General features: G+C 75.9%; 20 protein-coding genes. 8 read left to right on the top strand and 12 right to left on the bottom strand.

Annotation, left to right across the window (positions count from 1 at the left end; all coding sequences use genetic code 11):
- Entirely contained in the window at positions 1-891 is an 891-nt protein-coding gene (locus FJQ57_RS00100; RefSeq protein ID WP_139977251.1) for a phosphotransferase, read from the bottom strand.
- A gap of 89 nt (positions 892-980) precedes the next feature.
- Between FJQ57_RS00100 and FJQ57_RS00095 the strand changes: the two genes are divergently transcribed.
- Both FJQ57_RS00095 and FJQ57_RS00090 read left to right on the top strand, forming a co-directional pair.
- Complete coding sequence (locus tag FJQ57_RS00095) at positions 981-1,553, top strand: hypothetical protein (protein WP_139977250.1); 573 nt, start codon at positions 981-983, stop codon at positions 1,551-1,553.
- A gap of 72 nt (positions 1,554-1,625) precedes the next feature.
- Positions 1,626-3,941, top strand: coding sequence for a CARDB domain-containing protein (locus FJQ57_RS00090; protein WP_139977249.1), 2,316 nt, complete (start codon positions 1,626-1,628; stop codon positions 3,939-3,941).
- Positions 3,942-4,060: 119 nt separating this feature from the next.
- On the opposite strand, the gene FJQ57_RS00085 is transcribed toward FJQ57_RS00090, so the two are convergent.
- Positions 4,061-4,762 (bottom strand): hypothetical protein, encoded by a 702-nt coding sequence (locus FJQ57_RS00085; RefSeq protein ID WP_139977248.1) that lies wholly within the window; start codon positions 4,760-4,762, stop codon positions 4,061-4,063.
- 489 nt (positions 4,763-5,251) lie between these two features.
- Here FJQ57_RS00085 and FJQ57_RS00080 point away from each other — a divergent pair, with 489 nt between their 5' ends.
- The 6 genes from FJQ57_RS00080 to FJQ57_RS00055 all read left to right on the top strand — a co-directional run bounded on the left by FJQ57_RS00080 (position 5,252) and on the right by FJQ57_RS00055 (position 11,231).
- Positions 5,252-6,040 (top strand): isocitrate lyase/PEP mutase family protein, encoded by a 789-nt coding sequence (locus FJQ57_RS00080; protein ID WP_139977247.1) that lies wholly within the window; start codon positions 5,252-5,254, stop codon positions 6,038-6,040.
- 68 nt (positions 6,041-6,108) lie between these two features.
- Entirely contained in the window at positions 6,109-6,528 is a 420-nt protein-coding gene (locus FJQ57_RS00075) for a DUF4287 domain-containing protein (RefSeq protein WP_246081513.1), read from the top strand.
- Positions 6,429-7,382 (top strand): alpha/beta hydrolase fold domain-containing protein, encoded by a 954-nt coding sequence (locus FJQ57_RS00070; RefSeq protein ID WP_139977246.1) that lies wholly within the window; start codon positions 6,429-6,431, stop codon positions 7,380-7,382. Before FJQ57_RS00075 ends, FJQ57_RS00070 begins: the two co-directional genes overlap by 100 nt.
- 62 nt (positions 7,383-7,444) lie before the next feature.
- The gene (locus FJQ57_RS00065; protein ID WP_139977245.1) at positions 7,445-9,124 is read left to right on the top strand and encodes an ABC transporter transmembrane domain-containing protein; all 1,680 of its coding nucleotides are present in this window, start codon (positions 7,445-7,447) and stop codon (positions 9,122-9,124) included.
- Positions 9,121-10,884, top strand: a complete 1,764-nt coding sequence (locus FJQ57_RS00060) for an ABC transporter ATP-binding protein (protein WP_139977244.1) — start codon at positions 9,121-9,123, stop codon at positions 10,882-10,884. The genes FJQ57_RS00065 and FJQ57_RS00060 overlap by 4 nt, the downstream gene beginning before the upstream one ends.
- A 5-nt stretch (positions 10,885-10,889) precedes the next feature.
- Entirely contained in the window at positions 10,890-11,231 is a 342-nt protein-coding gene (locus FJQ57_RS00055) for a hypothetical protein (protein ID WP_139977243.1), read from the top strand.
- Here the strand turns inward: FJQ57_RS00055 and FJQ57_RS00050 are convergent.
- From FJQ57_RS00050 to FJQ57_RS00005, 10 genes are all read right to left on the bottom strand, one after another.
- Positions 11,212-11,526: a hypothetical protein gene (locus FJQ57_RS00050; RefSeq protein ID WP_139977242.1), complete on the bottom strand. Its 315-nt coding sequence runs from the start codon at positions 11,524-11,526 to the stop codon at positions 11,212-11,214. The genes FJQ57_RS00055 and FJQ57_RS00050 overlap by 20 nt on opposite strands.
- Positions 11,527-11,579: 53 nt before the next feature.
- On the bottom strand, positions 11,580-12,479 hold the full coding sequence (locus FJQ57_RS00045; protein WP_170219195.1) for a polyprenyl synthetase family protein: 900 nt from the start codon (positions 12,477-12,479) through the stop codon (positions 11,580-11,582).
- The gene (locus FJQ57_RS00040) at positions 12,479-13,855 is read right to left on the bottom strand and encodes an alkaline phosphatase family protein (protein WP_139977240.1); all 1,377 of its coding nucleotides are present in this window, start codon (positions 13,853-13,855) and stop codon (positions 12,479-12,481) included. The genes FJQ57_RS00045 and FJQ57_RS00040 overlap by 1 nt, the downstream gene beginning before the upstream one ends.
- A gap of 27 nt (positions 13,856-13,882) precedes the next feature.
- Positions 13,883-15,061, bottom strand: coding sequence for a metabolite traffic protein EboE (gene eboE / locus FJQ57_RS00035; protein ID WP_139977239.1), 1,179 nt, complete (start codon positions 15,059-15,061; stop codon positions 13,883-13,885).
- Entirely contained in the window at positions 15,061-15,954 is an 894-nt protein-coding gene (locus FJQ57_RS00030; RefSeq protein ID WP_139977238.1) for a TatD family hydrolase, read from the bottom strand. The genes eboE and FJQ57_RS00030 overlap by 1 nt, the downstream gene beginning before the upstream one ends.
- A gap of 3 nt (positions 15,955-15,957) precedes the next feature.
- Positions 15,958-16,605, bottom strand: a complete 648-nt coding sequence (locus FJQ57_RS00025; RefSeq protein ID WP_211348693.1) for an EboA domain-containing protein — start codon at positions 16,603-16,605, stop codon at positions 15,958-15,960.
- Positions 16,602-17,516, bottom strand: coding sequence for a sugar phosphate isomerase/epimerase family protein (locus FJQ57_RS00020; protein WP_246081512.1), 915 nt, complete (start codon positions 17,514-17,516; stop codon positions 16,602-16,604). Before FJQ57_RS00020 ends, FJQ57_RS00025 begins: the two co-directional genes overlap by 4 nt.
- Positions 17,513-18,400 (bottom strand): SCO3242 family prenyltransferase, encoded by an 888-nt coding sequence (locus tag FJQ57_RS00015; RefSeq protein WP_139977237.1) that lies wholly within the window; start codon positions 18,398-18,400, stop codon positions 17,513-17,515. Before FJQ57_RS00015 ends, FJQ57_RS00020 begins: the two co-directional genes overlap by 4 nt.
- Positions 18,397-19,554 (bottom strand): inositol-3-phosphate synthase, encoded by a 1,158-nt coding sequence (locus FJQ57_RS00010; RefSeq protein WP_139977236.1) that lies wholly within the window; start codon positions 19,552-19,554, stop codon positions 18,397-18,399. Before FJQ57_RS00010 ends, FJQ57_RS00015 begins: the two co-directional genes overlap by 4 nt.
- Positions 19,555-19,617: 63 nt before the next feature.
- On the bottom strand, positions 19,618-20,625 hold a 1,008-nt coding region (locus FJQ57_RS00005; protein WP_139977235.1), incomplete at its 5' end, for a sugar phosphate isomerase/epimerase family protein.

Genomic DNA, 20,625 nt, shown 5'->3' with positions numbered 1-20,625 from the left:
TCAGCCGAGGTCGTCGAGCGCGCGGTGGCCGCGCTCGACGGCCGCCCGGACGGCGCCGGGCTCGCCGAGCCCGAGACGCCACTCCAGCCGCAGCACGACCTGCGTGACCACGAGCGTCGTCGCCGCGTCGGGCCCGACGAGGTCGAGGACCCTGGCCGCGAGCCGCCGCCGGACGGCGTCGAGCCCGGGGCCGTCGGCGTGCCAGTGCAGCGTCACGAGGTCGGTCGCCCGGGTGCCCCGGCCCGCGTTGGCGATGTCGACCAGGGCCACCACGACACCGTCGCGGACCAGGACGTTGCCGGGGTTGAGGTCGGCGTGGACCACGTCCGTCGACGGCGGCGCCCCCCTCACGCGGCGCGCTGCCGACCGCAGCCGCGCGACGAGCGGCGCCACCACCGCCGCGTGCGGGCCGGTGTCGAGCGGCCCGCGCTGCCCGACCAGCCGGGCGACCACCTGCTCGGCGTACGCCGCGTGGTCGTGGTCCTCCGTGGCCTGCCCGGCCTGCAGCTCGACCGCGGCGAGCAGCTGCTCGACCAGGGGTGCGGTCAGCGCCGGCGCGGGTGCCGCGTCGACGTGCTCCACCACGTGCCACACCGAGGTGTCCGTCTGGCCGACCGCGAGCCAGGCCGGCGTGGGGTAGCCGCGGGCCCGCACGTGCTCGACGACCCGACGGGCCCGTCGCAGGTCGTCGAGGTGGTCCGCCCGGAGCCGCGGCTCGACCTTGACGACCGCGTCGGGCGCGCCGGCGACCCGCAGCCGCGTGACCCCGGCGTTGGCCCCGCCCGGCAGGCGGCCGACCGGCGAGACCTGCGCCCCGGCCGCCCGAGCGACGGCGTCGAGGACGTCGAGCACGTCGTCGGGCAGGTCGCCCGGTCCACGTCGACCGTCCATCGCTCCCCCTCCCCACGACCCGACGAGGGTGGCACACGGAGTGCCCGCGAACCGGTCCGTCGCGGGGCGGGGGCACCTACGCTCCGGCCATGCCCCGCCGTGCCCTCGCCGCCCTCCTCACGCTCGTCGCCCTCGCGTGGACGCCCGCAGGCGCGGCCCTCGCCGGGGGTGTGGGCGCGCCGACGAGCGACCCGGTGGGCGACGTCCACCGGTACGACGGCCTCGACGACCCCAACCCGACCGAGGTCGCTCGCGCCGACATCGACCTCGTCTCGGCCCGGACCCGGGTCGTCGGGTCCCGGGTGCAGACGCGCCTGTCGTTCCGCGAGCTCCGCCGGGGCGGGCGGCCGGCCGTGGTCGACCTCTACGTCCACTGGGTCGACGAGGAGGCCGGCGAGCTCCGGATGGGCGAGGTCGGCGTCGCGGTCACCCGTGCCCACCCTCGCGGCCGCGACCACACCGACGGCGACCTCCGCTCCTGCGACCCGCGGCACGGGGTCGACCACGCCCGGAGGGTCGTGCGGCTCTCCGTGCCCACGGCCTGCTTCGGCTCGGCCCGCGTCCTCCTCGTGATGCCCGAGGCCCGGCGCCTCGACCGGCTCGTCGAGCCCCGCGCGATGCTCTGGGACTGGGCCGAGCCGCGGCAGCTGCGCCTGGGCTGAGCCCCGCGCGCCAGGGGCCGCTGCGAGCGCGCGGCAATCGGACTGCAAGCGCCCTCCCGCAGTCTGCTCGGCGTGACGACCTCCTCCCGCCTGTCCGTCCTGCTCGGCGCCGGGGCACTGCTGCTCGGCACCCTCGCCACCGGTGTGGCCGACCCGGCCGCCGCGGCCCGCGCCAAGCCCGACCTGGTGGTCAGCAGCGGGACGGTCTCCTCGCGCACGGCGACGGTCGGCGCCCCGCTGCGGATGACCGTCACCGTCCGCAACACCGGCTCGGCCCGCGCGCGCAGCACGGTCACCCACGTCGACCTCGTCGGGGCGAGCCGCACGGTCCGCCTCGGGGCGCCGGCGGCGCCCGCGCTCGGTCGACGGGCCAGCCAGACGGCGTCCCTGGCCGTCAGGGTGCCGGCCGTGCCCGCCGGTGCCTACCGGGTGCGGGCGTGCGCCGACGCGCGTCGTCAGGTCCGGGAGCGCCGCGAGGCCGACAACTGCCGGGTGGTCGGAGCGGTCACCGTCGTCCCCCGGTCGACGCCGCCGGCCCCGCAGCCCGGGCCGACCCCGCCGACCCTGCCGACGATGGACCCCGGCGACACCACGATCGACGGCTTCGCCGCCACCAGCCCCCGCCTGGTCCCGGCGGGCCTGGTGGTGCAGCAGATGAAGGCCGACTGCGCCCAGGTGCACCCGGTGCGGCCGGTCGACCTCGTCGCCGCCGTGGCCGCGATCCGCGCCCGGCTGCAGCGCGACGCGCCCGACGGCGTACGTCGGCTGAGCACCTCCCCGGCGTACGCCGACCCGCTGGCGCTGCAGGAGCTCGCGGCCACCGGGGTCGCCGAGGGCGTGCCCGGGCTGGCGCTCGCGGCGCTGCTGCGGGCCGCGGAGCTGGAACCGACCATCGCGACCCACCTCGTCAACGCCGCCGCCCTCGCCACCACGCTGGGCCTGCCCAACGAGGCCATCGCGCTCCTCGACGCCGCCGTGGGCCGCACCGCCCGCACCCCCGCGCTGGGCGTACCGGTCCCGGTGGTCGCGGCCACCGTGCGCGGCCAGGCGCTCGTGATGACCGGCCGGCTCGAGGAGGCCCGGCGCTGGTTCACCGCCGTCCGCGCCGCGGCGCCGATGCTGACCGAGGCGGACACCGGCCTGGCCACCGTCGAGGCCTGCGCCGGCAGCACCGCCCGGGCCGAGCGGCTGGTCCAGCGCTCCCGCGTGCGCACCCACGAGACGTCCACGCCCGACCAGGTGCCCACCGAGGTCGACCCGGCCGCGCACGTCGACCTGCGCGCCGGGCGGGCCACCGACGTCCGCGTCCTGCCGCTGGCCCAGAGCCCGGCGCAGGCCGTCGCCATGCACGGCACCTACCACGGCGTGACGGCGACCTACACCGAGGAGCTGCGGGCCTCCGAGGCCGCCCTGGACGCCGCGCTGGCCCGCCTCGACGAGGTCGACGCCGACTCTTCCCTGGCCGAGCGCGTCCGGCGCGCGTCGTTGATCGAGCTGGGGCAGACCATCTCCACCCCGGACGCCGCGCGCCTCGAGCAGCGGGTCGAGCACGAGCGGTCGCAGCTGGACGTGATCTGGGACGAGTTCTGGGGCGGCGGCTTCGAGGGCACCTTCGGGACCATCGTCCGGGACTCCCAGGTCGCCTGTGCCGGTGCGCCCGGTGGGTGCGAGATGCAGTACGTCAACGACCACTGCCGGCCGGCGCTCGCCGCCTCCCACCGCCGCTGGGTCGCCCAGATGGTGCGCCTCCAGGCCGCGGCCGACGACCAGCTGCGCGACCTGTCGCTGGTGCGCAGCTCGGTCGCCGCCAACCTCGCCGAGCCCGCGGCCCACGCCGTGGTGGTGCTCCACATCGCCCAGCTCGAGCGCGACCTGCACGTGATGATGGCCGGCGAGGCGCTGCGGTGGTCGACCTCGGCCGCGTCCTTCGAGGCCTACTGCGTCGCCCCGCTGCCCGCGGACCTCCTCCCGATCCCCGCCGCGACCGACCCGGCCTCCGCCGGGCCGTGCCCGCCCGACCTGGCCCGCATCAGCTACAAGGCCGACTTCGAGGGCGTGTACGAGATGAAGGTCAACTGCGAGAAGGTCTCCGGTGAGGCCTCGGTCGAGGTGCTCCCGTTCCTCTACGCCTTCGCCGAGCTGTCGGCCGACTACCGGGCCGGCACCGTCACCTTGATGGGCGGCAGCAAGGCCAAGATCGGGGGCGGACCCCTCGAGGGCTCGTTCAAGTCCGGCGTCTACATCACCGTCGACGGCGCCACCGGTTCGATCAAGGACGTCGGCTGGCAGGTCGGGCCCGAGGTCACCGCGAGCAAGGCCGGGATCGAGCTGTCGGCGTACAAGGACGAGATGGACTTCTCGTTCGTCTCCGGGCTGAAGAGCCTCTGAGGTCGATCGAACACACCGACGAGAACTGTCGGCGGTCGCCTCTGGTCTGACGACGTGACCAGCAGCCGCCTCCTCGACCCGGCCCTCGCCGCGGTCCCTGACGCTTGCCGTGGCAAGCGTCAGATGGAGGTGGCGGAGCTGGTGGCGGTGCTCGACTGGTGCACGGCCCATGAGGTGTCCGAGGCCGAGGCGTCGCTCCACTCCATGACTCGGGGCTGCAGCTCGGCGGGCCGGGGTGTCCGTGGGTCAGCGAGTTCGACACCCACGACCTGGCCTGCGTCCTCGGGCGGTCCCCCGACTCGTGCGCGGTGTACGTCGGCATCTCGCTCGAGCTGCGCTTCGACGTCCACCTCGACCACGTGCGTTCGATCGACGGCACGGTCGAGGTCACCGGGCCCCTGGACCTGGCCGACGCGGTCGACCTCGACACCGCGGGTGCCTCGGTGGCGGCCCAGCTCGGTGCACTGGGGTCGTCCGAGTCCTGGGACGCCCGCCGCGCCCTCGCCGTCGGGGAGATCGCCCGCGCCCAGCTTGCGCTGGACCTCGAGATGCCCTCGGGGCGCGGTGTCACCGTGTACGCGCACCTGCGCTCGGACTCCGACGTCGTCGAGACCACCGGCACCACCATCACCACCGAGCAGCTCGCCACCTGGTGCCGCCACCCCGGCACCCAGGTCACCATCAAGCCCGTCATCGACCTCACCGCCGACCTCACCTCCGCCGGCTACACGCCCTCGCCACGGCTGGCCGAGCAGGTCGACCTCCGCGACCAGCGGTGCGTGTTCCCCCACGGCAACCGCCGCCGCACCGACCGCGACCACGTGGTTCCGTACGACTCCGGTGGCGAGACCAGGGTCCAGCAACCTGGCCCGACTCTGCCGCGCCCACCACCGCGCCAACACCTTCAGCCCCTGGACCTACGAACAGGTCAGACCCGGGGGCTTCGAGTGGCACTCCCCCGCCGGCGCGACGTGCACCGTCGACCGCTCCGCCGAGCCCTGACCACCGAGCCCCACACCCCGCCCCACCGCCGGCGGGGCCATTGGCGTGCTCGGACCACGGCCCGCGCGTCCTCGTGCCGCTCGGCCGGGTCGGAGGAGCCCGCCTCTCCGATGGGGGCGGAGAGGCGGGCGACCGGAGCGCCGCGCGAGCCGTGGGGGGTCACGCGGGTCCCGGGACGAAGGCGTGTCCGGTGGTCACCCTTGTCGACGCAGGACCCTAGGGGCCGCGACCGGCCGCTGTCTCGCCACACCAGCACGATCACCCCCACGAGCGGTACGGCGCTGGGCGGCGCCACTAGCGTCGCCCGCATGAGCGACATCGAGACCACCCGCGCCCGCGCCACCGAGCTGCTGCGCCTCCACCAGGACGAGGCGCTGCTCTCGGTCGTCAACGTCTGGGACGTCGTGACCGCGCGCACCGTGGCGGCGGTCGAGGGCACCCGCGCCCTGGCCACGGCCAGCCACTCGATCGCGGCCCTCTTCGGCTACGAGGACGGCGAGAACATCCCCGTCGACCTCGTGCTCGAGCACGTCGCCCGCATCGTCGCGGCCACCGACCTCCCGGTGACCGCCGACCTCGAGGGCGGGTACGGCGACGCGCCCGGCACGGTGCGCCGCGCCATCGGCGTGGGTGTCGTCGGCGCCAACATCGAGGACCAGCTCAAGCCGGTGGCCGAGGCCGCGCAGCAGGTCGCCGACATCATGGCGGTGGCCGAGGCCGAGGGCGTCGACTTCGTCCTCAACGCCCGTACCGACGCCTTCACCGTGGGCCGCGACCGCGACGAGGCGACCAAGCTCGCCGACGCGATCGAGCGCGGCCGGGCGTTCCTCGACGCCGGCGCGCCGGTCGTCTTCGTGCCTGGCAAGCTCGACGAGGGGCAGGTCGAGGCCCTCGTCGACGCCTTCGGCCCGCGCCGCCTGACCACCATCGGCATCCCCGGCACGCCGTCCTCGGCCTGGCAGCAGGAGCACGGCGTGGCCCGGATCTCCTACGGTCCCCTCTCGCAGAACGTCGCCCTCACCGCGCTGCAGGTCCTCACCGAGGACGTCGTGCAGCGCGGCGGCGGCGTGCCGGAGGGCACCCGCACCCTCAACTGAGCGACGAGTCCGTGGGGCTGCCGGGTCGGTCCCGGCAGCCCACCAACCGTGCCCCGCAGGAGCACCCCATGCCCTTCCAGGCCTACCTCGACGCCGCCGAGAAGAAGACCGGCAAGACCCCGCAGGAGATCGTCGACCTCGCCCACGCGCGCGGCTTCGGCCCCGACACCAAGGCGACCCCGATCCTGGCCTGGCTGGTCGACGACCTCGGCCTCGGGCGCGGGCACGGCATGGCCCTGGTGCACGTCATCGAGAACCCCCGGCACCAGCGACGAGCACGTCGGCACCACCGGCACCCACCGCGACGAGTCCGCCGTGCTGCGGCTCGACGGCCTGGCCCACCGCTGGAGCGGCCCTCAGGCGGCGGCGCCGTGAGAGTGTCGTCCCCGTGGACGACAGCGCCGACGGTTCCCCGGCCCCCGACCTGTCCGACCGGGCCGCGGAGGTGCTGCGCACCGCGCCGCCCGCGGCCATCCCGGTGCCGCTGAACCGGCTCACCATCCACCTCGTCCGCCTCGCCGTGCGCCGGCGCAGCCGGGAGCTCCTCGCGGAGGCGAGGGCGCTGCACCCGGTCCGCACGAGCCGCACCGAGGTCGGCGTTTGCCCCGTGACCGTCGTCGAGCCGGCGGCGCACGACGCGGACGAGGTGCTCGTCTACCTGCACGGCGGCGCGTTCGTGCTGGGCGAGCCGGTCGACCCGGTCGTCGTGCAGCTGGCCGCGCGGACCGGGCTGCGCTGCCTCTCGGTGCACTACCCGCTGGCCCCCGAGCGGCGCGCCCCGGCCGCCCTCGACCGGGTCGAGACGGCGTGGCGGGCCCTCACGGCCGACCGTCCGGGGCGCCCGCTCCTCGTCGGCACGTCGGCGGGCGGCAACCTGGCCCTCGGCCTGGTGCAGCGGCTGCTGGCCGACGGGTCGACCGCGGTGCAGCCGTCGGCCCTCGCGCTGCTGTCCCCGGCCGCCGACCTGCACGACTTCGCCGGCGACCGGCTCGCCAACGAGGGTCTCGACCCGGTCATCCGCTGGACGGGGATGCTCGACAAGGCGCTCCCGGCCTACCTCGGTGACCGTCCCGCCGACGACCCCGAGGTCTCGCCCGTCCTGGGCGACTACACCGGACTCACCTGCCCGGTCCTGCTCACCACCGCCGGCGTCGACCTCCTCCGTCCCGACGTCGTCGCCCTGGCCCGGACCCTCGAGGCGCAGGGCGTCGACGTCCGGCTCGACGACCAGCCGTCCCTGTGGCACCTCTACCAGCAGCAGGCCGTCATGCCCGAGGCGCAGGCCTCGGTCGGGCGCCTGGTCGCGTTCCTCGACGCGGCGCGGGGCTCCGCCCCCCGCTGAGGCCGGGACCCGGACACAGTTAGGGTGACCTAACCGGCGGGTCGGACACGGAGGAGGACGCGGTGGCCGAGCCCGACGAGCCCGGGGTGGCCGACGTCCGCGGCGTCCTGCGCCTCGCCTTCGCCCGCTGCCGTCGGAGCACCGCCGCCACCGCGGCGCTGCTGTGCCTGCACCAGCTCTGCGAGGCCAGCACCCCGGTGGTCGTGGGCCTGGCCATCGACCGGGCCATCGCCCCGGGCTCGGTGTCGCAGGTCTTCGTCTGGGTGGGCGTGCTCGCCGCGGTGTACGTCGTCCTCTCCGCCGCCGGCAACGGCGCCGGGCCCGTGGCGGCCCGGGCCCAGACCCGCGCCGAGCACGACGTGCGCCAGGCCGTGGTCGAGCGCCTGGTCGACCCGCGCGGCACGACGCGCCCGCGGTCGACCGGCGAGGTGCTGAGCATCGTCGGGTCCGACGCCGAGAAGGTCGGGCGCACCGTCCACTACCTCGGCGTCGGCGTCAGCGGGCTCGTCGCGCTGCTCGTGGCGAGCGCGGTGCTCATGGCGACCTCGGTGGTCCTCGGCCTGGTCGCCCTGGCCTCCGTCGTCGTCTCGGTGCTCGTCGTGCCGCTGCTGGCGAGGCCCCTGCAGACCCGCAGCGCCGCCCAGCAGGAGGCGGCGGCGCAGAGCTCCGGCCTGGCCGTCGACCTCGTCTCCGGCCTGCGGGTGCTGCACGGCCTCGGCGCGCAGCGGCACGCCGCCGACCGGTTCCGCGGGGCCAGCCAGGCCGCGCGGGTCGCCCGCGTGCGCGCCGGCGACGCCCAGTCGGCCATCGACGGCGTCACGCTCGTCATCGGCGGTCTGCTGCTGGTCGCGGTCGCCGGCGTCGGCGCCCACCTGACGGTATCGGGCGACCTCACGCCCGGCGAGCTCGTGGCGGGGGTGGGGCTGGCCCAGTTCCTCGTCGGACCGGTGGCCCGGCTGTCGTGGGCCGCCGCCGGGTCGGCGACCGTGCGCGCCTCGGCGAGCCGGATCGCCGAGGTCCTCGCGGCGCCGTACGTCGTCCACGACGTGCCCCCGGGGACGGGCAGCGGGGCCCTGGGCGGCGGGCTCGACCTGCGCGCCGTGCACGGCTCCCACCTCCGCGGGCTCGACCTCCACGTCGAGCCCGGCAGCACGGTCGGCGTGGTGTGCGACGACCTGACGGCCCGGGCCGAGCTGCTCGACGTGCTCGCCCGGCGGACCGACCCCACCGCCGGCACGCTCCTCCTCGGCGGGGTCGACGCCCGCGACCTCCCCCTCGACACCCTGCACCGCACCGTGGTCGTGGTGCCGCACGAGGCCGCCCTGTTCACCGAGCCGCTGGGCGACGTCGTCGGCGACGACCCGGCGCTGGCCCTGGCCGCCGCCCGCGCCGACGACGTCGCCGCGGCGCTGCGCGAGCACGGCTCGCTCCACCAGGGCACCACGCTCTCCGGCGGCCAGCGCCAGCGCCTGTCCCTGGCCCGTGCGCTCGCCGCCGACCCGCCCGTGCTGGTGCTCGACGACCCCACGACCGCGCTCGACGCGGTCACCGAGGCCGGGGTCGCCGACGGCCTGCGCGGGCTCCGGGCCGGTCGTCGTACGACGGTGGTGGTGACGTCGAGCCCGGCCCTGCTCGCCGCGGCCGACGAGGTGGCGCTCGTCGTCGACGGCGTCGTCGCGGTCCGCGGCCCGCACGCCGACCTGGTCGCCGACGAGCGGTACGCCGCGGCGGTGCTGGCGTGAGCACCCTCACCCCGGGGGCGCTGCCCGTCGCGACGCCGGCGGAGGCCCGGCGCCGGCTGGCCACCGCCGTGCGCCCGCAGCGGCGCGGCGCCGCGGTGGCCGTGGGCCTGCTCGTGGCCTCGACCGTCGCCGGCCTGGTCGTGCCACCCGTGCTCGGTCGGCTCGTCGACATCGGCCAGGCGGGCGGACCGCGCTCGGCGCTGACCGTCCCGCTCGTCGTGCTCGCGGTCGCGGTCCTCGCCCAGGGGGTGCTGGCCGGGCTCGGACGCGCGGCGCTCTCGCGGGTCGGGGAGGGCGCGCTGGCCAGGCTGCGCGAGACGGTGCTCGGCCGGGCGCTCGCGCTGCCGCAGGAGCGGCTCGAGCAGGGCGGCACCGGCGACCTGGCCTCCCGGGTCGGCGACGACGTCGACCGGGTGAGCGAGGCGCTGCGGGAGGGCTTCCCCGAGTTCCTGTTCTCCGGCATCACGGTGGTGCTGACCGTCGTGGGCCTGGCCGTGCTCGACTGGCGGTTCGCGCTGGCCGGGTTGCTGTCGCTGCCCTTCCACGCGCTGGCCGCCCGCCTCTACCTGCGCGCGAGCCCCCCGCTGTACGCCGCCGCCCGCCGCGCCGAGGGCGTCCGCTCCCAGCAGCTGGTCGAGACCGTCGGCGGGCTGCGCACCGTGCAGGCCCTGCTCCTCGGGACCCGGCACCTCGACCGGGTCGCGGCGCGCTCGGAGGAGGCGCGACGGGCGCACCTGCGCGCGGTCGACAAGAGCGCTTGGTTCTTCTGCCGCATCCACCTCGGCGAGCTCGTCGGCACCGGGTCGGTGCTCGTCATGGGCGCGGTCCTGGTCGGCAACGGCACCGCCAGCCTGGGCTCCGCCACCGCTGCCGCGCTCTACTTCCTGCGGCTCTTCGACCCCGTGAGCGCCCTGCTGGTGCTGCTCGACGAGGTGCAGAGCGCGACCGCCTCCCTGGCCCGGCTGGCCGGGGTGGCGTCGATGGAGGTGGCCGAGCCGGTGGGCGCGCCCGAGCCGGAGGCGCCGGTGCTGTCGGTGCGCGACGTCCGGTTCGCCTACGCCGACGGCACCGAGGTGCTGCACGGCGTCGACCTCGCCGTCGCCGCGGGCGAGCACGTGGCCGTCGTCGGCTCCAGCGGCGCCGGCAAGACGACGCTCGCCGCCCTGGTCGCCGGCATCCACTCCCCCGCCGCGGGGGCGATCGAGGTCGGCGGCGCCTCGGTGCCCGACATGGGCCGCGAGGAGCTGGCCCGCCACGTCACCCTGGTCAGCCAGGAGGTGCACGTGTTCGCGGGCACGCTGGCCGAGGACCTCCGCCTGGCCGACCCCACCGCCTCCGACGACGACCTGGTCGCGGCGCTGGGCGTGGCGGGGGCGGGGGCCTGGGTGCGGGCGCTGCCCGAGGGCCTCGACACCCGCGTCGGCTCGGGCGGCCACGCCCTGACGCCGGTGCAGGCGCAGCAGGTCGCGATCGCCCGCCTGGTGCTGCGCGACGCCGACGTGGCCGTGCTCGACGAGGCCACCGCCGAGGCCGGGTCGGCCGGCGCGCGGGTGCTCGAGGACGGCATGCGCCGGGCGCTCGCCGGCCGGACCGCGCTCCTCGTCGCCCACCGCCTGACCACCGCGGCCGAGGCCGACCGGGTCGTCGTGCTCGAGGCCGGCCGGGTCGTCGAGGAGGGTCCGCCCGCCGTGCTCGCCGCCGGTGACGGGCCGTACGCCCGGCTCTGGGCGGCCTGGTCCGCTGCCCGGCGGGACGGGTGAGGGCCGTGGACGCCGAGGGGCTCGCCGGCACGTTCGTGGTCGAGGTCGGGGTGCGGCAGTCCTGGCCCTTCGTCGGGTTCTGCGACGCGCGGCCGACCCCGGTGGTCGAGTCCCGCCTGTACCTCGACGCGCCCTGGTCCGTGGACGGCACGGAGCACCGCGCGACCGACGACGCGGCCTGGTTGGCCGTGGCCGGCGGCCTGGGCGGACTCACCGTCACGGCGGCGACGACCGACCCCGACGGCTCGCTGGTGCTGCGCCTCGACGACGTGGTGCTGCGGGTGTCGGGGACCGCGGACGACGCCACCACCGGACCGCCGTGGTGGCTCAGCCGGGCGGGCGGGTGACCTCGCGCAGGATGCGCAGGTCGATGTCGTGCTCGTCGGGACAGGGCGTGCCGTCGAGGACGCAGCGCGGCGGGTCGGCGTCGGGTGCCCACCCGGGCAGGCCCATCGCGACCTCGACGCACAACGTGCAGACCGTCTCGGCCGCGAGGTTGACGGCATCGATCGGCTCTCCGCACAGCGCGCGCTCCCACGGGTCCTCGCGGCAGCACACGACGTGCGCGATCTCGTCCGGCTCGGCGGCCAGCTCGAGCCGGGCGCGGGTCGTCTCGTCGAGGGCGTCCTGGGATGGGGCCACCGGTCCAGTGTGCCGCGGTGGTCGGCCCGGGCGGCGGTGACCTGGCCCGGGGCTCAGCCGGTGCGCAGCGCCGCCGCCAGTCCCGCCGTACGCCGCCGACCGTCGAGGTCGAGGGCGGTGCCGAGCGCGCGGCGGAGGCCGGCGGTGGCCCAGTCGGCGAGGGCAGGAACGGCCTCGCGGGCGGCGTCGAGCTCGTCGGCGACGAGACCCGCGACCGCCTCGACGGAGCCGTCGAGGAGGGTGACGGCGGTGGGGACGCCGTTGGCGGCGTCGGCCCCGACGGGCTTGCCCATGAGGACGGGGTCGCCGACGGCGTCGAGCAGGTCGTCGACGTGCTGGAAGGCGACACCGAAGTGCAGCCCGAACCGGCCGTGGGCCTCGAGCACGGCGGGGTCGGCCCCGACGGCGGCGGCGCCGACCTCGGCGCAGGTGCGGAACAGCTCGGCGGTCTTGAGGGTGGCGTACTCAGCGTGGGCCTGTACCGAGGGCGCGGCGGCGAGGCCGGCCTCGCGGAGCTGGCCGGCGGCCATCCGCTCGAGGGCCCGGGCGCAGGCGGCGGAGGCGAGCGGCGACGACGCGGCGGCCGCGACCGCGGCCCGGGCGAGGAGCAGGTCGCCGACCACGATCGCGGTCCCGGTGCCGGCGGCGGCGACGACCGACAGGCGGCCGCGGCGGGTCGGGGCGGCGTCGATGATGTCGTCGTGCACGAGCGTGGCGACGTGCAGCAGCTCGACCGCGAGCGCCCCCGCGACGATCCGCTCCGCGGCCTCGGGCGACAGCGCGGCGCCGCCGGTGGCCACGGCCGCGGCGGCGCTGCGCACGACGAGGTCGGGCCGCAGCAGCTTGCCGGGGACCAGCGCGTCGGCGACCAGCCGGTCGGCCGCGGGCACGCCGCAGGACGGGGGCGTGCGCAGCCGGTCGCGGACGCGGTCGAGGAGGGGTCCGGACTCCACTACGACACCTGTGCTCCCACGCCGACCAGCCGCAGCAGCAGGTCGCGCACGTCGGTGGCGGCGATCCGGTCGCCGAGCACGCCGGGCTGGTCGCACAGCACCACCGGGGCGTCCTGGTCGCGGGCCGGCAGCCGGCCGTGGGTGCCGCGCACGGGCGCGGGGTCGAGCGGCACGACCTTCATCGCGTAGCGCAGGCCGGCGAACTTCCTCGCCAGGGTCAGCGCCGCCTTGGCCTTGACCAGCTTGTCCTCGGGGTCGAGGAACAGCTCGGCCGGGTCGTAGCCGGGCTTGCGGTGGATCTCGACGCCGCGGGCGAAGTCGGGCGCACGGTCGTCGTCGTCCCAGTAGTAGTAGGTGAACCACGCGGTCGGGTCGGCCACCAGCACCAGCTCGCCGGCCCGCTCGTGGTCCAGCCCGTACGCCGCCTGGCCGGCGCGGTCGAGCACCTCGGCGACGCCGGGCAGCGCGGCGCACAGGGCCCGGACGCGCTCGAGGTCGGCCGGGTCGTCGACGTACACGTGGGCGACCTGGTGGTCGGCGACGGCGAAGGCACGCGAGGTCCAGGGGTCGAGGTACTCCATGCCGTCCTGGGTGTAGACCTCGAGCAGGCCCTCCGAGCGCAGCATGCGGTTGACGTCGACGGGGGTGTCGGCGGCGGTGATGCCGTACTCCGACAGCACGACCACCCGGGCGCCGAGGCGCTCGGCGTCGTCGAGGAGCGGGGCGAGCGCGGCGTCGACCTCGCGGGCCGCGGCGGCGGCCTCGGGCGCGTCGGGGCCAAAGCGCTGCAGGTCGTAGTCGAGGTGGGGCAGGTAGGCCAGCGTCAGGTCGGCGCGCGGCATCAGCCGTCGTGCGGCGCCGACGATCCACTCCGAGGACTTGATGGAGGCTGTCGGCCCCCAGTACTGGAAGAGCGGGAACTCGCCCAGCTCGTCGACCAGCTCGTCGTGCAGCTCGGGCGGGCGGGTGTAGGCGTCGGGCGCCTTCTTGCCGTCGGCGTAGTAGATGGGGCGGGGGGTGACAGTCCAGTCGGTGGTGGCGCCCATCGCGTACCACCAGCAGACGTTGGCCACGGTGTAGCCGGGCGCCTCGCGGCGCACGGTCTCCCAGACCTTCTCCCCCTGCACCAGCTTGTTGTGCTGGCGCCACAGGAAGACCTCGCCCAGGTCACGGAAGTACCACCCGTTGCCGACGATGCCGTGCTCGGCGGGCGGCAGGCCGGTCAGCAGCGTCGACTGCACGCTGCAGGTCACCGCGGGCAGCACGGTCTCGAGCACCGCCTGCGAGCCCGCCTCGGCGAACCGCTGCAGCCGCGGCATGTGCTGCAGCAGGTCGGGGGTGAGGCCGACGACGTCGACCACGAGCAGCTTGTCCATGGGTTCCTCCGGGTGCGGGCGGACGGGTCAGAGCGGGGTGAGGCCGAGCGCGACGAGCTCGGCGTGCACGAAGGCGAGCTCGGCGGCGAGGCCCGCCGCGAGCTCGTCGACGTCGGACGGGCCGCCGCCGGGCAGCACCGACCAGGTGTAGGTCTCGACCTCCAGGTGCGCGACCCTGGCCGCCGGACCGCCGAGGAGCGCGGCGAGCGAGGCGCGCAGGTCGTCGCGGGCGGTGCGCAGCGGGGCCTGCGGGTCGGCGTGCACGGGCACGTGGAAGTGCACCCGCCACGGCCGTTCGGTGGCCAGCGGTTCGTCGCCGTCGAGGGCCTCGGGCAGGTCGTCGCGCGCGGCGACGCCGGCGCCCTGGGGCGTGCGCACCTGGTGCAGGAAGCGGTCCTCGGCGTACGACGCCAGCACGGCGCGCGTGGCCGGGTCGGCCGGGTCATCGACGACCAGCGCGGCGGCGGGCTGGGCCTTGACGACCCGCAGCCCGGCGTCGTCGAGCAGCGCGACGGCCCGGTCGGCGTCGTCGAACCCGACGGCGAGGTGGCACAGGTCGAGGCAGACGCCGATGCGGTCGCGGTCGACGGCGGCGAGCCGGTCCACGGCCTGCTCGACGGTCTCGACGACGCACCCGGGCTCGGGCTCGACGCCGACCACGATGCGGCGACCGGTGTCGGCCTCGACCTTCGCCAGGCCGTCGGCCAGCTCGGCCAGCATGGCCTCGGCGATGTCCTGGTCGTCGGCGGACCACGGCGCCTGCCACGCGAGCGGCAGGGTGGAGATCGATCCGTGCCCGTCGGCCACCACGTCGTCGGGCAGCAGCCCGGCCAGCACCCCCGCGGCGGCGAGGGTGTAGTCGAGCCGCTCCCGCTGGGCCCAGGTCGGGTGGTAGACGGCGTGCTTGACCACCGCGCCCTGGAAGGCGGCGTACGGGAAGGCGTTGACGGTGACGATCTCGACGCCCTCGTCGGCCAGCCGGGCGCGCACCTCGCGCACGCCGGCGGGGTCGGCGGCGAGGCGGTGGGCCGCGTCGGCGGGCAGCCAGAGGCCCAGCCCGACCGACCCCGTCGTGCCGAGCGAGCGGCGGATGCGGGCGCCGACCTCGACGGACTGCGCGACGAGGCCGTCGACGTCCTCGGCGGGCAGCACGTTGGTGCCGTAGCCGAGGTGGACCACGGTGCCGTCGGGGTGGCGCAGCCGCATCAGGAGGCCTGGACGCGGGCGCCGCGGAGGATCGAGTTGCCCTCGAAGGTCGCGGACTCGTCGACCTCGTCGACCGCGCCGTCGAGGTCGTCGGGGTCGCCCGGGAGCATCAGCCGGCCGCTCTGGCCGTAGAACTCGACCGGGTTGCGCCACAGCACGCGGTCGACGTCGTCGTCGCTGAAGCCGGCGGCGAGCATCGCCTCGCCCGTGCGCAGGGTCAGCAGCGGGTCGCTGCGGCCCCAGTCGGCGGCGGAGTTGACCAGCACCCGGTCCAGGCCGCGCTGCTGCAGGATCGCCACCATCCGGTGCGGGTCCATCTTGGTGTCGGGGTAGATGGAGAAGCCCATCCAGCAGCCGGCCTCGTCGACGGGGCCGACGGTGAGCTCGTTGAGGTGGTCGACCACGACCATGCCGGGCGCGATGCCGGAGGCCTCCACCAGGTCGAGGGTCAGGCGGGTGCCACCCTCCTTGTCGCGGTGCGGGGTGTGCACCATCGCCGGCAGCTCGAACTCCACGGCCAGCTCGAGCTGGCGGCGGAACGCGTCGGTCTCGGCCTCGGTCATCGAGTCGAACCCGATCTCGCCGACCGCGACCACGCCGTCCTTGGCCAGGTAGCGCGGGAGCACGTCGAGCACCGGGGTGCACCGCGGGTCGTTGGCCTCCTTGGGGTTGAGCGCGATCGTGCAGTGGTGGGCGATGCCGAACTGGCCGGCCCGGAACCGCTCCCAGCCGACGAGCCCGTCGAAGTAGTCGGTGAAGGACCCCACGTTGGTGCGCGGCTGCCCCAGCCAGAACGCCGGCTCGACCAGCGCGCGCACCCCCGCCTCGTGCATCCGCTCGTAGTCGTCGGTGGTCCGCGAGGTCATGTGGATGTGCGGGTCGAAGATGCGCATGGGTCAAGCCTTCTCTGGAGCGGTGGTCGTCTCGGCACGGGGGGTCAGCAGGGCGGCCGCGTCGTCGGGCACGGGCCGGCCCGCGGCCTCGCGCTCGTCGGCGAAGCGGCGGACCATGGCGCGCAGCTCGTCGTCGGCGCGGGTGTCGAGGTCGGCGACCTCGGCGAGCGGGACGCCGGTGAAGATGCACTTCAGGACGCCGTGGCGCCAGTCGTGGGCCGAGAGGCGACGGGCGTGCGGACCCATGGCCGCGGCGACGAGGCGCACGTCGTTGGTGCGCAGCGCGTCGAGCAGCAGGTCGCGCGCGTCGACCGCGACGTCGTCGATGCCCCCGAGGGCGAGCAGCACGGCGCGCTTCTCGTCGGCGTCGCCGTAGCGGTAGAGCAGGCGCAGCTCCTCGGCCAGGTCGGCCGGGCCGCGCACCGAGGCGACAGCGCCGACGAGCTCGACCCGCACGGCGTCCTCGATGCGGTGGGCGGTGCCGGCCAGCGGCCCCCGGGCCGTACGCCGCGCCGCGGCCGGGAAGAGCCGGTCGATGCTGGCCGGGGTGGCCCGCAGGGTGGCGGCCATCTCGTCGAGGGTGGCGGCACCCTCGGGGCCGAGCACCGTGCGGAGGTCGGCGGACGGGACGAGCGGGCGGACGGTCGTCACCGGACCGCCTCCTTCGGGTGCTGGTGGGGAGCGGGCGGGGAGGGTGGGGAGGGCTGCTCGACCGACCCGAGACGGTCGAGCGAGGCGCGCAGCGCGGCCATAGTCGAGGCGGCCACGGCGGGCGCGGCGTGGGAGTGGCGGGGCAGCTCGACGCAGGCGAGGCCGGCGTACCCGGTGGCGAGGAGCGCGCCCAGCACGTCGTCGAGGTCGAGCTCGCCGGTGCCGAGCTCGAGGTGCTCGTGCACGTCGCGGACCATGTCGTCGACCTGCACGTTGCCCAGCAGCGGGCCGGCGAGGTGCACGGTCTCGCCCGGGGTGCGGGGCTCGTTGCAGACCAGGTGGCCGAGGTCGAGGGTGACCCGCAGGTGCTCGGGCGAGCCGAGCCGCTCGCGCAGGGCGAGGACGTCGTCGAGGGTAGCCAGGAACATGCCGGGCTCGGGCTCGACGCACACCGTCACGCCGAGCTCGTGGGCGTCGTCGAGCACGGGGCCGAGGCCGTCGACGACCCGGCGCCACAGCACGGCCGCGCCGACGCCCTCGGGGGCGGTGCCCGACCAGCACGACATGGCCTCCGAGCCCAGCTCGTGGGCCACCCGCACCGCGCGCTGGAGCAGGTCGGTGCGGCGCTCGCGGCCCTCGTCGCTGACCAGGGTCGGCTCGTGCTTGCGGAACGGGTCGAGCACGTAGCGCGACCCGGTCTCCACGACCGAGGCGAGGCCGTGGCGGGACAGGCAGCGGCGGGCGTGCTCGATCTCGGCCGGCAGGTGGGCGTACGGGTCGAGGTGGGGCTGGTCGAGGGTCAGCCCGACGCCCTCGTAGCCGAGGTGGGAGACCACGGCGCACGCGTCGGCCAGCCGGTGGCCGGCGAACCCGTTGAGGCCGTAGCCGAGGCGCAGGGCGGAACCGCTCACGTGGGGCTGACCTTCCCCGCCGCGCGCTTGAGCAGGGGCCCGGCGCCCGCGACGACGGCCGCGGTGCCGAGGCGGCCGCGAGCGGCCAGCCAGGCCGCCTGGAGCAGGGTGAGCCCGCCGATGCCGGCACCGGTGGCCTTGCGGACCTCGCCCGCGTCGGGCTGCTGGGCCGCGCGGGCCTGGGCGCCACCGACCTTGGCGGCGTACGCCGCGGCGAACCCGACCGCGGCGACGCGGTGCGCGGTGGGCACCTCGGACCCGTCGCCGCGCAGGGCGCTGGCCACGACGAGGCCGGTGGCGGTGGCGGTGGCCGCGACGGCGGCCCACGCCGCGGCCGGGCGGGCGCCGTGCACCTCGCCGCGGCTGAGCAGGGTGACCCCGACGGTGTGGGTCGCGGTGGCCACCGCCGGGAGCGCGGCGGCGCCCGGCGCCGCGGCGGCGCCGAGCAGCACGTCGAGCCCGCGGGTCGAGGCCATCACGACCGGTCCGGCGACGGAGTCCTTGGCGACCACGTCGTACGCCGCCACGAGCAGCGCGAGCGGGACGCTGACCTTGAGCGCCGACCGTCCCCCGGCGGCCGCGGTGACCGCGACGCCGGCGGCGCCGAGACCGCCCGCCACGGCCAGGGCGGTGCCGGCGCTCATCCGGCCCGAGGGGATGACCCGCTCGGGGCGCTCGACGGCGTCGACCTCGCGGTCGGCCCAGTCGTTGAGGGCCATGCCGGACCAGTAGAGGAGCACCGAGCCCACGGGCATCGCGGGTCCGGCCCCCGCACCGGCGCCGGCCCAGGCCGCGCCGGCCCAGACGTCACCGGGGACGGTGAGGGCGGCGGGCAGCCGGACGAGCTCGGCGACGTTGCGGGCGGTGGTGCGGGCAGTGCTCACGAGTCGAGCCCGGCGCGCCACTCGACGAGCTCGCGCCACTGGTCGGCCAGGCGGTGCTCGGCCGCGACGCCGGCCTCGGTGACCGGGTCCTTGAAGAAGAAGCCCAGCTCGCCCAGCGCGCCGCTGCGGCCGGCGGCGTGCGCCGCGGCGACCAGGCGCACCAGGTCGAGCACCAGGGGCGCGGCCAGGGCGGAGTCGCAGCCCTGCCAGGTCAGCTGGAGGGTCATCCGGGTGCCGAGGAACCCGTCGAAGCGCACGTGGTCCCACGCGGTCTTCCAGTCGCCGAGGTCCTCGACCTGGTCGATGTGCATCGGGCCGGGCACCTCGTAGCCGGCCATCGCGTCCAGCCCGCTGCGCTTGGTGTCGATCTTGCTGCGGGCGGCCTCGGGGTCGGCCAGGGTGGCGCCGTCACCGCCGCCGAGCAGGTTGATCGAGGCCCACGACCGCAGCTGCAGGTTGCGCATCGCGAACATCGGGGCCAGCGCGGACTTCAGCAGCGTCTCGCCGGTCTTGCCGTCGCAGCCGGCGTACGGCAGTCCGGCGGCGCGGGCCGCGGCGGCCACGACGGGCAGGCGCAGGCAGGGGCTGGGGGTGAAGGTGACGTACGGCGCGCCGGCCCGGAAGGCGGCGAGGGCGTAGACCGCGCCCATCGGCAGCCGGTCGTCGACCTCGGTCAGGGTCTCGGGGTCCTCGACCGGGGCCTGGGTGGAGGCCACGTCGACGACGACGACCCGCTCGAGGTCGTGCCGCTCGGCGAAGGCGCGGATGTCGCCGGCCAGCCGCTCGACGGCGGTCGCCACCGGCTCCTCCCCCGCCGACCACCCCGCCCGCACGTCGGCGTCGACGGCGTCGAGCTCGTCGCGCAGGGCGCGGACGAGCATGCTGGGCAGGACGTCGCCGGCCACGAGGGTCTCGGCCTTCTTGGCCAGGGTGTCGTGGCCGACGTCGTGGCCGCCGAAGACCAGACCGGCCAGGTCGGGCAGGCCGGCCGGGTCCAGGTCGGGCAGCTCGGTCACGAGCCCCGTCGTCGGCGCCAGGTCGTGCTGCAGCCCCAGCGCCCCGACCACCGCGGTCGTCGCCACCGAGCCCCGCGCCCCGACGAACCACACCCCCGTCCTGCTGGTCGCGGCGGTCCCGGTCGGCTGGCTGGTCATGTCGTCGTCCTCGCTCGTGGTCGGTCGGTCGTGCGGTCGGGCGTGGGGGGCCGGGTGGTCAGGTCAGCTGGTGGTGGAGAAGGCGGCGTCGAAGGCCGCCGAGGGCGGGTCGAACGCCAGACGACGCACGAACTCCAACGCCTCCGGAGCCCCCACCAACCGATCCATCCCCGCGTCCTCCCACTCCACCGAGATCGGCCCCTCATAACCAATCGTGTTCAACATCCGGAACGACGCCTCCCACGGCACATCACCATGACCCGTCGAGACGAAGTCCCACCCCCGCCGCGGATCCGCCCACGGCAGATGCGACCCCAACCGACCATTCCGACCGTTGCCCACCTGACGCTTCGCGTCCTTGCAGTCCACGTGGTAGATCCGATCCCGGAAGTCCCACATGAACCCCACTGGATCCAGGTCCTGCCACACGAAATGGCTCGGGTCCCAGTTCAACCCGAACGCCGGCCGATGCCCGATCGCCTCCAACGTCGCATGCGTCGTCCAGTAGTCATACGCGATCTCGCTCGGGTGCACCTCATGGGCGAACCGCACCCCACACTCATCGAACACATCCAGGATCGGGTTCCACCGATCCGCGAAATCCCGATACCCCGCCGCCACCATCTCCTCCGTCGCCGGCGGGAACATCGCCACGTACTTCCAGATCGCCGACCCCGTGAACCCCACCACCACGTCGACCCCCAGACGCTGCGCAGTCCGAGCCGTCAGCTTCATCTCCTCCGCCGCCCGCTGCCGCACCCCCTCCGGGTCACCATCACCCCACACCTGCGGCGGCAAGATCGCCTGGTGCCGACCATCGATCGGGTCATCACACACCGCCTGACCCTTCAAGTGGTTCGAGATCGCCCACACCTTCAACCCGTGCTCCTCCAGCACGTCCAGCTTGCCCTGCACATACGCGTCGTCCTCCGCCGCACGCCACGGATCCAGGTGATCCCCCCAGCACGCGATCTCCAGCCCGTCATACCCCCACCCCGACGCCAGACGACACACCTCCTCAAAAGGCAGATCGGCCCACTGGCCCGTGAACAACGTGATCGGACGCGGCAT

The sequence above is a fragment of the Nocardioides litoris genome, from assembly GCF_006346315.1.
Taxonomy (GTDB): domain Bacteria; phylum Actinomycetota; class Actinomycetes; order Propionibacteriales; family Nocardioidaceae; genus Nocardioides; species Nocardioides litoris.
The sequence above is the reverse complement of the archived record's forward strand: the minus strand, read 5'-3'. Positions and strand labels throughout refer to the sequence as shown.

Bases quoted from the DNA above. Each gene is read 5' to 3' on its own strand.
- FJQ57_RS00100 (WP_139977251.1), bottom strand. From the start codon at position 891: ATGGACGGTCGACGTGGACCGGGCGACCTGCCCGACGACGTGCTCGAC.
- FJQ57_RS00095 (WP_139977250.1), top strand. From the start codon at position 981: ATGCCCCGCCGTGCCCTCGCCGCCCTCCTCACGCTCGTCGCCCTCGCG.
- FJQ57_RS00040 (WP_139977240.1), bottom strand. From the start codon at position 13,855: ATGGACAAGCTGCTCGTGGTCGACGTCGTCGGCCTCACCCCCGACCTG.
- FJQ57_RS00010 (WP_139977236.1), bottom strand. From the start codon at position 19,554: ATGACCAGCCAGCCGACCGGGACCGCCGCGACCAGCAGGACGGGGGTG.
- eboE (WP_139977239.1), bottom strand. From the start codon at position 15,061: ATGCGGCTGCGCCACCCCGACGGCACCGTGGTCCACCTCGGCTACGGC.
- FJQ57_RS00080 (WP_139977247.1), top strand. From the start codon at position 5,252: ATGAGCGACATCGAGACCACCCGCGCCCGCGCCACCGAGCTGCTGCGC.
- FJQ57_RS00075 (WP_246081513.1), top strand. From the start codon at position 6,109: ATGCCCTTCCAGGCCTACCTCGACGCCGCCGAGAAGAAGACCGGCAAG.
- FJQ57_RS00030 (WP_139977238.1), bottom strand. From the start codon at position 15,954: ATGCGCATCTTCGACCCGCACATCCACATGACCTCGCGGACCACCGAC.